The sequence below is a fragment of the Marinobacterium iners genome (assembly GCF_017310015.1).
GTDB lineage: Bacteria > Pseudomonadota > Gammaproteobacteria > Pseudomonadales > Balneatricaceae > Marinobacterium > Marinobacterium iners.
The window spans coordinates 1,613,936-1,628,320 of record NZ_CP022297.1; the positions used below are offsets into that span (position 1 = coordinate 1,613,936).

Annotated in this window: 11 protein-coding genes; 7 read left to right on the plus strand and 4 right to left on the minus strand. The window is 59.0% G+C overall.

The window, feature by feature from the left end:
• Window positions 1–9: 9 nt before the first annotated feature.
• The 3 genes from CFI10_RS07795 to CFI10_RS07805 all read left to right on the plus strand — a co-directional run bounded on the left by CFI10_RS07795 (window position 10) and on the right by CFI10_RS07805 (window position 4,570).
• Window positions 10–3,078: an AAA family ATPase gene (locus tag CFI10_RS07795; RefSeq protein WP_206841120.1), complete on the plus strand. Its 3,069-nt coding sequence runs from the start codon at window positions 10–12 to the stop codon at window positions 3,076–3,078.
• Between the two features lie 60 nt (window positions 3,079–3,138).
• The gene (locus tag CFI10_RS07800; protein WP_206841121.1) at window positions 3,139–4,242 is read left to right on the plus strand and encodes a DUF294 nucleotidyltransferase-like domain-containing protein; all 1,104 of its coding nucleotides are present in this window, start codon (window positions 3,139–3,141) and stop codon (window positions 4,240–4,242) included.
• Between the two features lie 97 nt (window positions 4,243–4,339).
• Window positions 4,340–4,570 (plus strand): (2Fe-2S)-binding protein, encoded by a 231-nt coding sequence (locus CFI10_RS07805; RefSeq protein WP_206841123.1) that lies wholly within the window; start codon window positions 4,340–4,342, stop codon window positions 4,568–4,570.
• Here the strand turns inward: CFI10_RS07805 and CFI10_RS07810 are convergent.
• From CFI10_RS07810 to CFI10_RS07825, 4 genes are read right to left on the minus strand one after another with little or no spacing between them, the layout of a single operon-like run.
• Window positions 4,553–7,315, minus strand: a complete 2,763-nt coding sequence (locus CFI10_RS07810) for a sensor histidine kinase (RefSeq protein WP_206841126.1) — start codon at window positions 7,313–7,315, stop codon at window positions 4,553–4,555. The genes CFI10_RS07805 and CFI10_RS07810 overlap by 18 nt on opposite strands.
• Complete coding sequence (locus CFI10_RS07815) at window positions 7,305–7,499, minus strand: hypothetical protein (RefSeq protein WP_206841128.1); 195 nt, start codon at window positions 7,497–7,499, stop codon at window positions 7,305–7,307. Before CFI10_RS07815 ends, CFI10_RS07810 begins: the two co-directional genes overlap by 11 nt.
• Window positions 7,496–9,547 (minus strand): 3'-5' exonuclease, encoded by a 2,052-nt coding sequence (locus CFI10_RS07820; protein WP_206841130.1) that lies wholly within the window; start codon window positions 9,545–9,547, stop codon window positions 7,496–7,498. Before CFI10_RS07820 ends, CFI10_RS07815 begins: the two co-directional genes overlap by 4 nt.
• Window position 9,548: 1 nt before the next feature.
• Window positions 9,549–9,926 carry a response regulator transcription factor gene (locus tag CFI10_RS07825; protein WP_206841131.1) on the minus strand — a complete coding sequence of 126 codons (378 nt, stop codon included), beginning with the start codon at window positions 9,924–9,926 and terminating at the stop codon, window positions 9,549–9,551.
• 140 nt (window positions 9,927–10,066) lie between these two features.
• Between CFI10_RS07825 and CFI10_RS07830 the strand changes: the two genes are divergently transcribed.
• The 4 genes from CFI10_RS07830 to hsdR all read left to right on the plus strand — a co-directional run bounded on the left by CFI10_RS07830 (window position 10,067) and on the right by hsdR (window position 14,384).
• The gene (locus tag CFI10_RS07830) at window positions 10,067–10,810 is read left to right on the plus strand and encodes a spermidine synthase (RefSeq protein ID WP_206841133.1); all 744 of its coding nucleotides are present in this window, start codon (window positions 10,067–10,069) and stop codon (window positions 10,808–10,810) included.
• A 25-nt stretch (window positions 10,811–10,835) separates the two neighbouring features.
• Window positions 10,836–11,255 carry a GNAT family N-acetyltransferase gene (locus CFI10_RS07835; RefSeq protein WP_206841135.1) on the plus strand — a complete coding sequence of 140 codons (420 nt, stop codon included), beginning with the start codon at window positions 10,836–10,838 and terminating at the stop codon, window positions 11,253–11,255.
• A gap of 379 nt (window positions 11,256–11,634) precedes the next feature.
• Window positions 11,635–11,865: a hypothetical protein gene (locus tag CFI10_RS07840; RefSeq protein WP_206841136.1), complete on the plus strand. Its 231-nt coding sequence runs from the start codon at window positions 11,635–11,637 to the stop codon at window positions 11,863–11,865.
• Between the two features lie 131 nt (window positions 11,866–11,996).
• On the plus strand, window positions 11,997–14,384 hold the full coding sequence (gene hsdR, locus CFI10_RS07845) for an EcoAI/FtnUII family type I restriction enzme subunit R (RefSeq protein WP_206841137.1): 2,388 nt from the start codon (window positions 11,997–11,999) through the stop codon (window positions 14,382–14,384).
• The last annotated feature ends 1 nt before the right edge of the window (window position 14,385 follow it).

Sequence of the window (14,385 nt, forward strand, 5' to 3'; positions counted from 1 at the left end):
AGACACACAATGCGTATTCTTCAGATCCGTTTCAAAAACCTCAACTCCCTGGCCGGTGAATGGCAGATCGACCTGACCGATCCCGCCTATATCAGCGATGGCATCTTTGCGATTACCGGCCCTACGGGGGCGGGAAAATCGACCCTGCTGGATGCGATCTGTCTGGCACTGTACGGGCGCACGCCGCGCCAAAGCCGGGTTAATGCCAGTCAGAATGAGGTGATGTCACGTCAGACCGGCGAGTGCTTTGCCGAGGTGCTGTTTGAAACCCCGCAGGGGCGCTGGCGTTGCCACTGGAGCCAGCACCGCAGCCGCAAACAGGCCGATGGCGCGCTGCAACAGCCCAAACACGAGATTGTAGACGCCGATGCCGACAAGGTGCTGCATACCAAGCTCAAGGATGTGGCCGACACCATTGAGCGCCTCACCGGTATGGATTTCGACCGTTTCACCCGCTCCATGCTGCTCGCGCAGGGCGGCTTTGCGGCCTTTTTGCAGGCCGACGCCGACGAGCGCGCGCCCATTCTGGAACAGATCACCGGCACCTCGATCTATTCCGATATCTCTGTCGCGGTGCATCGTCGAAGGGGCGAGGAGCGACAGAGACTCGATCACTTGAAAGCCGCCCAGTCCGGCCTGCAGCTGCTGGATGAGGAGGAAGAAGCCACACTGTCACGGCAATTGGCCGAGCTGTCAGAGCAGGTACAGCAGCAGTCAAACATGATCGGGCAGCAGCAAACCCTGCTCAACTGGCGACAGCAGCTGGACCGGGAATCCCGGCAGGCCGCGCAACTGAAACAACAGTGGCATGAACTGGAGCAGGCACAACAGGCGTTTGCGCCGCAACAGCAACAGCTGGAGCAGGCGCTGCGAGCGGAGGCACTCAGGCCTGCCTATGAGCCGCTGCGTCAGCGCCGGGGCGACCTGCAGCGCGCGCAAGAGCAGCTTGACCCGCTTCAGGCAGGACTTCCGGCCCTGCAGGACGCCGCTGATGCGGTGCTAGCCCGGCAACAACAGGCACAGGCGCATCTGCAGCAGGCGGAAGCTGAGCTGGAACGCCAACAACCCCTGCTGCGTCAATTACAGGAGCAGGACTGGAAACTGCGTGAGCAGCAGGCGCAGGTGGCACAGTTAAGCGCCCGCCTGCCAGCCGAGCTGCTTGAAGGGGCAGCACCTGACCCGGCAACGCTGGAGGCCGCCATCGAGCGTGATGAGCAGGCACTGCACGCGGCTCTGGCCGGCAGTACCCGCGTACAGATACAGCAGCAACAGGATCAGATTCGCAGTCGTGGCGAGCAGTTGGGTGAACTGCGTAACCGAGTGCAACAGGCCGATGAGCTGAAACAGGCACAGCAGGAGGCCGCTCATAAGCGCGCGGCACTTAAACCGGAACAGGATCGGATACAACAGTCGCTTGAACAACAGCACGCTGAAGAAAGCAGGCTGCAGCAGGAGCAACTGGACCTGCAGAAGCTGCAGCGGCTGGCTGAGCGGATTGCCGACTTGGAGCAGCAACGCCGTGAGCTGGAGCCGGGTAAACCCTGTCCACTGTGTGGTTCGGAGCAGCATCCTTGGCGCAGCGAGCAGCCACCGCAACTGACCGAAGAAAAAGCCCGCTTGCAGCGTCTGGAACAACAACTGACCGCCTTGCGCAGCGAACTGCAGGCGCTGGCAGTACAGCAGGCGCGACTGGAACAGGACGAGAAGGGGCTGCGCCAGCAGGAGGCTGACAACAGCCAGCGCCTGGAAGCGCTTCAGGCCCCGATTCAACACTGTCTGCAACTGCTGGCGTTGGATACTTGTCCAGCGCCGGATGAGATCGAGCAGGTGCAACAGGCCGCCCGTCAGCAGTGGGGCGAGTTGCGCGACCGGCTGGCTGAAATTGACCGGCTGGAGCAGGCCCTGAAGCAGCAACGAGCCGAACAGGAGCGCGTGCAACAACGACTGGCACTGGATGCGGCACGGGCTGATTTGACTCAACTGCAACAGCAGCGACAGGCACTTTCACCAGAGCCGGATACGGTAGCGTTTGAACAGCGCCTGCAGCAGGCAATACGTCAGGCGCGTCAGGCGCAGGAACAGGCGCAGGCTGCTGCCATTGAACAGCAGAACAGCCTCAACCGCCGCCAGCAGCAGATCAGTGACCTCAAGCGCCATATGACGGACTTGAACACCGAAATGGCTCAAATGCAGCAGGCCTTCGATGCCGCACTGGCGCAAAGCCAGTTTGCCGACGAGCAGACATTACAGGCGGCACTGTTGCCGGAAGCGTCGCTCAAAACGTTGCAGCAGGCGGCTGATAGATTGAAAGCGGACGCGGCACGCTTGCAGGCGTTGCAGGAGCAGTGCCAAAGCAGCCTGCAGTTGCTGCAACAGCAGGCTTTGACCGAGCAGAGCAGTGCAGAACTGGCAGCGGCACTTGAACAGCTTACGTCAGAGCACGGACTGTTGTTGGAAAAACGCGGCAGCCTGCAGCAGACATTGAACATCAATACCGAACGCAAGGCGCAGTTCGGTGCCCAGCAACAGGCGATCGATGCCCAGCAGCGTGAATTGGAGCGCTGGGATACCCTGCATGCCCTGATTGGCTCGGCAGATGGCAAAAAATTCCGTAACTTCGCTCAGGGGCTGACTTTTGAACTGATGATCGGTCACGCCAACCGCCAGCTGCAGAAAATGTCTGACCGCTATCTGCTGGTACGTGATGCCGAGCAGCCGCTGGAGCTGAACGTGATCGACAACTATCAGGCGGGCGAAATCCGTTCTACCAAAAACCTGTCAGGTGGTGAAAGCTTCCTCATCAGCCTGGCGCTGGCGCTGGGGCTGTCCGGCATGGCCAGCCGCAACGTTCGTGTTGACTCGCTGTTTCTGGACGAGGGGTTCGGCACCCTGGACGAAGAGGCGCTGGAAACGGCACTGGATACCCTGTCCGGCCTGCAGCAGGAAGGCAAGCTGATCGGCGTCATCTCCCATGTTCAGGCACTGAAAGACCGCATTGCCACGCGCATTGAGGTTCAGCCGATCAGCGGTGGACGCAGTCGCATCAGCGGCCCAGGGTGTTCAGCGCTAACCGGCTGAATCAACTGGACTTTACGATCCCTGCCTCTATGCTGAAGGAAACAAGAAGAGGGGAGCGGGATGGATTCGGTTTGGCGAGAACTGTTTGGCCAGCAACGTAGCCTGGAACTGCAGCTGCCATCTGCGCTGCTTGAACCGCTGGAACGGCTGCTGGAGCAGGCGTCTGACAGCTGGGATCAGGCACGCGACTGGCAACCCCAGCTGGTACGAGCACTACAGCAGTTGTCATTGCCGGGTTGGCTGATTGCTCAGCTGCTGAGCGATCACAATGACCTGCTGTATCGGGTCGCCATAGATGAAGCGATGGACGAGATGCAGGCCGAAGGCTGGGGCCCGGCGCCTGTACGTTTCTGTGTGCTGGTGATGGGGTCGGGTGGGCGTCATGAAAGCCTGCTGCACCCGGATCAAGACAACGCGCTGATTCTGGAAGACTACCCCCTTGAGCGCCACAACGAGATCGATGCCTGGTTTCGCACACTGGCCGAGCGCTTCACCGCCCGCCTGGACCAGGCCGGCATTCCCTACTGCAAGGGTGACGTGATGGCCTCGCGCCCGCTCTGGCGCAAGCCGATCAGCGAATGGAAAGAGCAGATGCGGCTCTGGATGGCGACTCGGCGGGTCAAGCTGGTTCAGCTCTGCAATATTTTGTTTGATTTCGCACCGGTGTACGGTGATGCAACCCTGGCACAGCAGCTGCGCGATGCGATTCAGGCACATGTGCCAACAGCGGGGTTGTTTCTGCACGAAATGGCCGAGCTGTTTGATGAGTCGCCGGTGGCACTGGATCGCTTCGAACGCCTGCAGGGAGATGGCAAGGATGCCCCGCACCCGAATGCACTGAACCTCAAGCGGCAGGGGTTGTTGCCACTGACCGCAGCACTGCGCCTGCTGGCACTGAAAAAGGGCTGCCCCGAGGTGTCCTGCCGGGCACGTCTTGCCTGGCTCGATCAGGCCGGGGGGTTGCAAGCGGGGCAGGCAAGGGTACTGACTCAGGTATTTGAGCGCTTGCTGGACAGGTTACTGCAGGCTCAACTGGAACGGGCGGAAGGTGACGGGCTACCGGACAACTGGATTGATCAGGCTCAGCTGGACGACTTTGAACAGCGCCAACTACAGTGGGATTTGAAACAGATTCGGGGACTTCAACAGAAAGCTGTGGGATAAGAATAATTTGCATTCATGGGTTGTAATGAGAATGTTTGTTATTTATATTGGATGCATAAATGATATCTATTCTCATGCCTTTAGTGGTGAATGGCTGATGATCGTATGTATTTGTAAAAGAGTCAGTGACCGCCAGATCCGCCAGATGGTGGACGAGGGTGCCAGCTCACTGCGCGATATTCGCAAGGCAACCGGACTGGGTACACAGTGTGGTAAATGTGTCTGCGAAACGAGGGACATACTGCGCGAGCTGAACGGCCAGGACAGCAACCCGCTGAGGGATCTGGCCGCGCTGGCATACGAGCTTCCCTCAACCGCAACTGCCTGAAGGATTGTCTTCTTCCGGCGCTTTTGGCAATTCCATTATCAGGCAGGCACCCCCCAGCTGCTGCGGGTCATCTACCCATAGACGTCCACCCAGATGGCTGATGATACCGCGGCTGATTGGCAATCCGAGTCCGGTCCCCCGTGGGCGTGTGCCGGCAGGCTGGCCTTCTTCCTTGCGCGCCTGCTCGATCTGATGAAACTTCTCGAACACCTTCTCGCGCTCCGGTTCGGCAATGCCGGGACCGTTGTCCTCCACCCGGATGCGGTAATGTTTTTTGTACGGAGCCAGCGCCAGCAACACCTGTGAGTCCGCGTCGCTGGCAAACTTGCTGGCGTTATCGAGCAGGTTGATCAGTACCTGCTGCAGCCGGTCGGGGTCGGCAATCACCGGGCAGGGGGCGTCCGGCAGCTTCAATGTCAGCTCCACTCCGCGATCCTCATACAGCCGAGTAACTGCATCCACCGATTGCTGTACCAGCTGAACCAGGTCACAACGCTCGGGGTTAAGTGTCATACGGCCTGATTCCAGCCGCGCCAGATCAAGAATCTCTTCGATCAGGCGTGACAGGCGCTCGCTCTCGCGGACGATAATCTCCAGAAAGTGCTGTTGCTTCTCAACCGGCATGGCCTCTGCATCGCGCAGTATCTCGGCAAAGGCGCGGATGGAGGTCAGTGGCGTACGCAGCTCATGACTTACCATGGCCACGAACTCATCCTTGAGCCGGTCCAGTTCGCGCAGGCGTTCATTGGCGCTGCGCAGTTCTTCCCCGATCTGGGCCAGCTCAGACGATTTCTGCTCCAGCCGTCGGTTGTACTCCAGCGTTTGTGACGTGGTATCCAGAATGCTGAGGATCGAGGGCATATCCAGCGCTTCACCCCGCACCACCGAGTTGATCAGGATGCGTGCCGTCGCACTGCCCAGTGCGCCGGTCAGGCCCTGTTCGGCAGCGGCGATCATGGCGGGTGTAGCGGCACTGTCGTCCCCCGGCTCCGGTTGTTGTCCCAACAGTCTGCGGGTGGCGGGCTGGCCCAGATAACGGCTGAGCAGCATGAACAGTTCATACCGGCTGGCCTGGCCCTGCCAGATCGGGGCCTGTTCCGCTTCGGGTCGCAGCGCGTTGGTGAACAGTGCGGCCTGCGTCTGCTCCATGTGGCTCTGGCGGCTGAACAGCGAGATGCCCACCAGCAGTCCCACATTCACCAGCATGCTCCAGAACAGCGCATGGGTATAGATATCCCAGCCTTCCAGCCCAAACAGGGCGTAGGGGCGCAGCAGTTCAATGCCGAAGGGACCATGCTCAATAAAGCTGACATCGAGCCAGCCCGACAGGGCAAAGCCGGGAATCAGCAGGGTCCAAGCCCACACCAGCGTACCGGCAATCATGCCGATTGCGGCGCCATTACGACTGGCACCGCGCCAGTAAAGCCCCAGCAGCAACGCCGGCGCAAACTGTGCAGCGGCCGCAAACGACACCAGCCCGATGGTGACCAGACTGTACGCCTCACCGATCAGGGCATGGTAGAGATAGCCCAGAATCAGAATCAGGATGATGGCCACCCGACGAATGCCCAGCAGCCAGCCGGAAAGGTCAGGGCGGCTGGCCAGCTGCAGGCTGCGCCAGCGCAACAGCAGCGGCATGACCAGCTGGTTGCTGACCATGGTCGAGAGGGCAATGGTTTCGACAATCATCATGCTGGTTGCGGCTGAAAGCCCGCCGATAAACACCAGCAACGGCAGTGCCTGCAGGCCTGCCGAGAGCGGCAGTGTCAGCACAAAGTTGTCCGGCTCACCGGTCGCGCTGCCCCCCAGCAGCCCGGCCAGTGCAATCGGAATCACGAACAGGTTGATCAGCAGCAGATACAGCGGAAACAGCCAGCAGGCGCGGCGCAGGTGCTGTTCGTTCACATTCTCGACCACCAGTACCTGAAACTGGCGTGGCAGGGTGATAAAGGCCAGTGTGGCGAGCATCAGCGTACCGAACCAGCCCAGTGCGCCACCGGGAATCTGGTCCAGGCCAAAACGCTGCCCCAGGTGCGGCAGTTCGGCAGCGGCACTGGCCATCAGGTCATGAGGGCCGGAGTAGAGCACAAAGGTGGCGAAAAACCCTACGGACAGAAAGGCGAACAGCTTCACCAGTGATTCAAAGGCGATGGCTGTGACCATCCCTTCATGCCGCTCGCTGGCATCCAGATGTCGGGTGCCAAACAGAATGATGAACACCGCCAACACCAGCGATACCCAGAACGCCTTGTCGCTGAGAAAGCCGCTCAGCGAAAGCTGCGGCAGCGTCTGATCCGGGTACTCGGTCAGAATCGCGTAGCTGACGGTGATCGCCTTCAGTTGCAGGGCGATGTAGGGCATGATCGCGATCACTGCGATCAGGGCTACCAGCGCGCCCAGGCCACCGCTTTTGCCGTAGCGGGCGCTGATGAAGTCGGCAATGGAAGTGATGCGCTGGGCGCGGGCGATGCGGATCATCTTGCGGATCAGCATCCAGCCGCACAGCATCGCCAGCGTGGGGCCAAGATAGATCAGCAGAAAACTCAGGCCCGTGGTGGCGGCGCGGCCCACGCTGCCGTAAAAGGTCCAGGCGGTGCAATACACGGCAATCGACAGCGCATACACGGTGGGCGAATTGACCAGCGAGCGACGCTGTTCGGCGCGGCGATCCCCCCAGGCGGCAATGACGAACAGCAAGGCCAGATAGCTGAACGCGACGATGAGGACGGTGACATCACTCCTCATGGGGACGCTCCAGAATCAGGGCTGCCAACAAAATCAGCACCGCCCAGATCAGATAGATGATCAGCGGCAGGGTGGAAAAGCCCGAGCTGCCTTCACGATCGAACAGTAACAGCAGTGGCGGTGAAAACAGCAGCAGGGCCAGTAATGTCAGCGCCAGCAGGCGGTTCTGTTCGTTGCGTTTCATGATGGGCGTCCCTGTTCTACTTCGCGCTGCAACTCAAGCAACTGCTCAAGCGTTTCGATACCGCGTGAACGCAGCCGTGGCAACAGTGCCAGCAGCAGTTCAGCGGTCACACGTGCATCCCCCAACGCCGTGTGCCGTGTACCGGGCGGGAAGGTCAGCTCGAACCGCTCGGCCAGCGCATCCAGTCCGTGACCTTCCAGTGTCGGGTCGATGGCGCGGGACAGCAGCAGCGTATCCAGCACCGGCATATCGAACGCGGGCCCGGTCTCGCCACTGGCCAGACGCAGCGCCAGCAGATCAAACACCGCGTTATGGGCAACCAGCACACCGGGGCCCACATACTGATGAAAGCGTGGCAGTACCACCTCGATGGGCGGGGCATTGGCCACATCGGCATCCGTCAGGTGGTGGATGGCGGTACTGTCGGGCGGGATCGGTCGTTGCGGGTTAATCAGCTGGTCAAAGCTGTCCTGTGCCAGCAGGCGACCACGCAGAATGCGACAGGCGGCGAGGCTGATGATCTGATCACCGCCGCGCAGGTCCAGCCCTGTGGTTTCGGTATCGAACACCACCAGCTCAAGCTCCTCCAGCCGAGTATGCGCCAATGCCGCGTCAGGGTCGGGCAGTTCGGCAATGCTGAAGTCATGAAACTCGGGCCGTGCCTGGTCTGCGGGCTGTTCCGCCCGAGGCTGTGGCCGGGCACCGCGGCTTGATGCCGGCAGCGGCAGGCGCAGGCTGGCGGTGTCAGTATCATTGCGGGGCTGCGACCACAGCTCGGCACCGTGTTGTGCCAGTACATCCTCAATACGTGGAGAGAGCGGGTCATCGAACAGGTGCAGCGCGTGCCAGAGGCTGAGCTGATGATCGGTCAAGGGCTCACCCTGCCAGATCAGGTCCAGATAGACCCGTTTGTTGCCCAGCAGCACCTCGATATCCAGTGCCTCCACCGGCCGGATCTGTACCAGTTCACGAATCAACCGCTCCAGCATCGCCAACAGGGCCGGGCCGTCGACCCGAATCCAGACCGGAATGCCCACCGGTGTCAGCTCAATCGCTTCTTCATGCAGGCGCTCGCCGAGCGCACTGAACAGATCGTTGGACCAGGTCTCTTCCAGCCCCGACTGGCTTAGTTGATGAGACTCGACCAGACGGGTTAGGGCTTCCACTTTTTGCGACAGGGCCTGACTCTCCTGACTGATCGCCTGCTCCAGCCTATGCTGCAGCTCAGGGTTGTGCTCGACCTGCACCAGCGCATCGGCCGCGCTGCCCAGGCTGCCGGCATGGCCACGCAAGCGGGGCAGTAAGGTCGCAAGCTCACGGCGCCAGCTCTGGTCGCTTTCCAGCTCATGGGTGGTGTCTCGCAGGGTGATCAGGGCACCACCGTGGCGTGCCCCCAGGCGGCGCAGCTCGCAGCGCAGCCAGCGCGGCTCGCCGGGCAGCAGCAGCTGGCGCGGTGAGCCATCCTGCGGCAACTGTTTGAGCGCATCGTTCAGGCTGGCGTGGGGCAGCAGCTGACTGATCCGTCGGCCGAGGCCCAATGCGGGCTGGTCATGAAACAGCTCGCGTGCCGCCGGGTTGAACAGCAGCAAACGCTGGTGGTCGTCACAGATCAACAGTGGCAGGTCCAGCACCTGCAGCACGCCCTCCAGCTCCTGCTGAATGCGCAGCGCCTCGGCCGCCCCCTCGTCACGGGCATCACGCAGACGCGTACGATCACCGCGCCAGCCGTCACGAATATGGTCAAGGTCAGGCTGCAGCGGTTTGAGCCAGCCATCCAGCGGGAAATCGGAACGTGCATCCGGGCTGGCCACCAGCCGTGCCAGCAGCACCTGAAACTGCCGCAGTGGGCGAAACAGGCGGCGCTCCAGCACCATCCCAAGCATTAGCACCACAACAGCAGGGCTCAGGCCCAACACCCAAAGGGCGACCCGTTCAGGTGTGGCGGGTGTGAGTACGGTATCCAGCCACAGCAGCAGGCCAATACCACCAAACAGCAGCGCGCCGCACAGCAGCATCCAGAGTCCCAGCAGGTTCTGACGCGACGGCATGCTAGCCTCCGTTGCCGCTTTCCAGCAGGGCCTGAACCCGGCTGACCAGTTCGCGGGTCGAGAAGGGCTTGGTAATGTAATCACTGGCTCCCAGTGCCATTCCTTTCTCCTTTTCCACCTCGCGGCCATGGGCCGTGAGCATCACCACCGGCAGGCTGCGGGTGGCCTCATCCGCGCGCAGCTGTTCCAGCAGATCAAAGCCGCTCATGCCCGGCAGACTGATATCCAGCAGGATCAGATCGGGTACCTGTTGGCTGATCAGTACCTGCGCCTGCTCGGCATCCTCTGCCGTCGTCACCTCGAAGCCCGCCTGCTGCATCAGAAACTCCAGCGACAGCAGAATGTTCGGTTCATCATCGACAACCAGTACGCGGGGCATAATCTCTCCGGCTTTCAGTGGGTTAGTTTCAGTCTAGTGTGCATCAGGCAAAAGGAAAGGGGCAGGGGGCGGCGCCAGACTTTAGTCGTGCGCTCTGTCATAATGCGCCCCGTTCATTCCCTGCAGCCTTTGGAGCCACCATGTCTTTGCCCGGTCACGAAATCTATCGCGGTTATGACGAGTTCGGTGCCGTGCGCGTGCTGGACGATGGCGACAAGCGCTATCTGGCCTTTGGTGATCAGGACGAGCAAAGCTGTTGTCTCAGGAACGACCCGCTCATGCCGGAGCACGAATATGTGCGCGCCATGCTGCTGGTGTTGCTGTTCGCAGAACCCAAACAGGTGATCAGCCTGGGCCTGGGAGCCGGGGCGTTAAACACCTGCCTGCATGGTCGCTTTGCCGGCTGCAAACAACAGATTGCCGAGCTGCGCCCGGAAGTGGTCGAGGTCGCCTACCGTTTCTTTCAACTGCCACGCGGCAAGCGGATACAGGTCCATACTCAGGATGCCCTCGGCTTCCTGCGCCATGTGGAAACCCGCAAGGCCGACATCATCTTCAGTGATATCTATGGTGCCGAAGGGCTCAGCGACCAGCAACTGGGTGAAGAATACCTGACCCTCTGTGCCGAACGCCTGAAGCCGGGCGGTTGGCTGGTGATGAACCTGTGGCGCGAGCATCAGGGGCCGGACACACTGGAACTGCTGCTGCAACAGTTCGGCACCATTTACGGCTGCCACACCCAAAGCGGCAACTGGATCGTCTTCGCCGCTGAAGATGATCACGGCCAGAGCCAAAGCCAGCTGGAAAAACGCGCCCGCATGATCAGCCAGCAGCTGAACTTTTCATTGCTGCCGTTTTTGAAGCGCCTCAAACCCTTTCCCTGAAACGTATCCGTGCAGGAGAACCAACATGCCCCGAATCATCCCTGTCGATTTTGAAGGCCCGCACAAAACCGCCATCTGCTCGGTCCGCGAAACCGTGTTCGTGCAGGAGCAGGGCGTCCCCGCCGAGCTGGAATACGACGGGCTGGATGCCGGCGCCATGCACGTACTGGCCTGTGTGGACGACCAGCCGGTCGGCACCGGACGGATACTCGGCGACGGTCATATCGGCCGCATCGCCGTGCTGAAGACTCATCGTGGGCAGGGTATCGGCGCTGAAATCGTACAGGCCCTGACCGAACAGGCCGCGGCAGCCGGGCATCAACGCGCCTATCTCGGCGCCCAGCTACATGCCACCGGCTTTTACGAACGCCTGGGCTTTGCACCCTACGACGAAACGTTTATGGATGCCGGTATTGAGCATATTCATATGGAGAAACATCTGTAATCGCATGTGTTGCCAAAGCCCCACATCTGGGGCAATCTTGAAACCTGCCTGCGGGAAGTCGGCAGCCACAAAGACAGGGAAAAGAGGAAGGGTTGATGACCGGGACGGTTTGCAGTTTTCATATTTCAGCAGTTGATCATCTTCTTCTTGGCGAGCCTGTATTCCCTAGTGCTGTGGTCTGTACCCATTTGAGTTGCAATCTAATTTCTCTTTTACTTTTTTGGTCATAGAGGTGGGCTGGAGTTTCAATTAAATCATTTAGTTGTAAAATTTGTGGAGAAATTCGAACTAGGCTATTGAGCTCGCTTCCTGTAGTCGCCGAATGCACGCAATCTCACGACGTTTTTGGCGGTGGTAATTTTATCGAGGGGTTAGATATATGGAGTGGGCATTTACGCTTGAAGGGCAATCCGAAGCAGATACGGTAATTGTTGAAGTGCCAGATAGTGCAACCCCTCCAAGTGTTGGGGAGAAGGCTGTGGTTAATGGGCAGCTTTCAGGAATTTTCTATGTGAAGAGCCGCGAATTTCAAGCAAATTTACCAAGCAAACATCTTGGTAAGCTAACTTTTGGCTGGGCCTTCACTCTCAGTCCAGCGTCAAAAAGCTAACAATTCGGTCAAACGGTGGGGACCAAAAGAGCGGGCCGCTTTTGGCGGCCTTCGCTTGCGCTCCGGCACCGGTGACCTCTGTGTAATTCGCTCAATCTAGCCCGAACCAATTGAGGGAGCTCGACCATCGGATGACGAGTAAAAAAGTACTATCAGAACGCGACATCTGCACCAAGTTCATCACTCCCGCACTGGAACAAGCGGGCTGGGACATGCAGAAACAAGTCCGCGAAGAGGTCGGTTTCACCGATGGTCGCATCTATGTGAAGGGCAATCTCACCACTCGTGGCAAACGCAAACGGGCGGATTACATCCTTTACTACAAGCCAAATATCCCAGTCGCCATTATCGAAGCCAAAGATAACAAACACTCGGTCATGGCTGGCATACAGCAGGGGCTGGATTACGCTACCATTTTAGATATTCCCACAGTGTACAGCAGTAACGGCGATGGCTTCTATGAGCATGACCGTACTGCCGCAAGCGGCAGTGTAGAGCGCGAACTTCCACTGCACGACTTTCCAACGCCAGAACAGCTCTGGGAGCGGTACAAACGCTACAAAGGCATCACTACGCCAGAAGCCGAGCGCATCAGCGCCCAGGATTATTTCTTCGATGGCACCAGCCGCAGCCCGCGCTACTACCAGCAGATCGCCATCAACCGCACGGTAGAGGCCATTGCCAAAGGCCAGCAGCGCATTCTGCTGACGATGGCCACGGGCACCGGTAAAACCTATACCGCCTTTCAGATCATCCACCGCCTGTGGAAGGCCGGGGCCAAGAAGCGCATCCTGTTTCTGGCTGACCGCAATGCCTTGATCGACCAGACCCGGCGCGGCGATTTTCGTCATTTCAAAGACAAAATGACGGTCATCAAGCAGAAGAAGATCGACAAATCCTACGAAATCTATCTGGCGCTGTATCAAGGGCTGACCAACTACGATGAAGACAAGGACGCTTACCGCGAATTCAGCCCGGACTTCTTCGATCTGATCGTCATCGACGAGTGCCACCGTGGCAGCGCGTCGGAAGACAGTGCCTGGCGGGAAATTCTGGATTATTTTAAAACTGCCACCCACATTGGCCTTACCGCCACACCCAAGGAAACGGAAACGGTTTCCAGTACCGAATACTTCGGCGACCCCATTTATACCTACTCGCTCAAACAGGGTATACAGGACGGCTTTCTTGCCCCCTACAAGGTGCTTCGGGTCGGCCTGAATGTCGATCTGGAAGGTTGGCGACCGGAGGCGGGCAAAACCGACAAGAGCGGCCAGCTAGTGGATGATCGCATCTACAACCGCAAGGATTACGACAAGAGCCTGGTTATCGACGAGCGCACCGAAGCCGTGGCCAACAAGATCACCGAGTACCTGACCAAGACCAACCGCTTCGACAAAGCCATCGTATTCTGCGTCGATATCGATCACGCCCAGCGCATGCGTGCCGCACTGGCCAACGCCAACAGTGACCTGATGGCGCAGAACCCCAAGTATGTCATGCAGATCACCGGCGACAACGACGAAGGCAAGCGAGAACTGGACAACTTTATCAACCCGGAAGAACGCTATCCGGTGATTGCCACCACCTCCAAGCTGATGACCACCGGCGTCGATGCCCAAACCTGCAAGCTGATCGTACTCGACAGCAACATCAGCTCCATGACCGAATTCAAGCAAATCATCGGGCGCGGAACCCGCATCAACGAAGAGTTCGGCAAGACCTTTTTTACTATTCTTGATTTTCGCAATGTCACCGATCTGTTTGCCGACCCGGATTTCGACGGCGATCCGGTGCGCGTCAAAGAGCTTGGTGAGGATGACGACTTTGAGACACCTGAAGAAGAAATCGCAGAAGGTGAGACCGTCACCGATGAAACTGGCGAGGAAATTATCTTTGATCCTCCAACTGAATCTCCGGAAATCATCACCGGCGGAGAGATCATTAGCGAACCGCGCCCCAAATACTACGTTAATGGCGTCAATGTCGCTATCCTCAACGAGCGCATCCAGTACATGGACGGCAACGGCAAGCTGATCACTGGCAGCCTGAAAGACTACACCCGCCAGAAAGTGCGCGAGCAATACCACTCACTGGATGACTTTCTGAGCAAATGGCATAGCGCCGACAAAAAGGAAGCCATCATCGACGAGCTGACCGAACAGGGCATTGTGCTGGAGAACCTGAAAGAAGCCATTGGCAAGGAAATGGATATCTTCGACATGATCTGTCACACCGCCTTCGATCAACCGCCGCTCACCCGTGCAGAACGCGCCAAACAGGTCAGAAAGCGCGACGTGTTCACCCAATATGGCGAGCAGGCCCGTAAAGTGCTGAATGCCCTGCTGGACAAATACGCCGACGAAGGCATCGAGAACATCGAAGACATCAAGGTGCTCAAGGTCAACCCCTTCGACCAGTTCGGCACACCCACAGAAATCATTAAGCTTTTCGGCGGCAAGCCGCAGTACTTGCAGGCCCTGAACCAACTGGAGCAAGCCTTGTATCAGGCGGCATAAA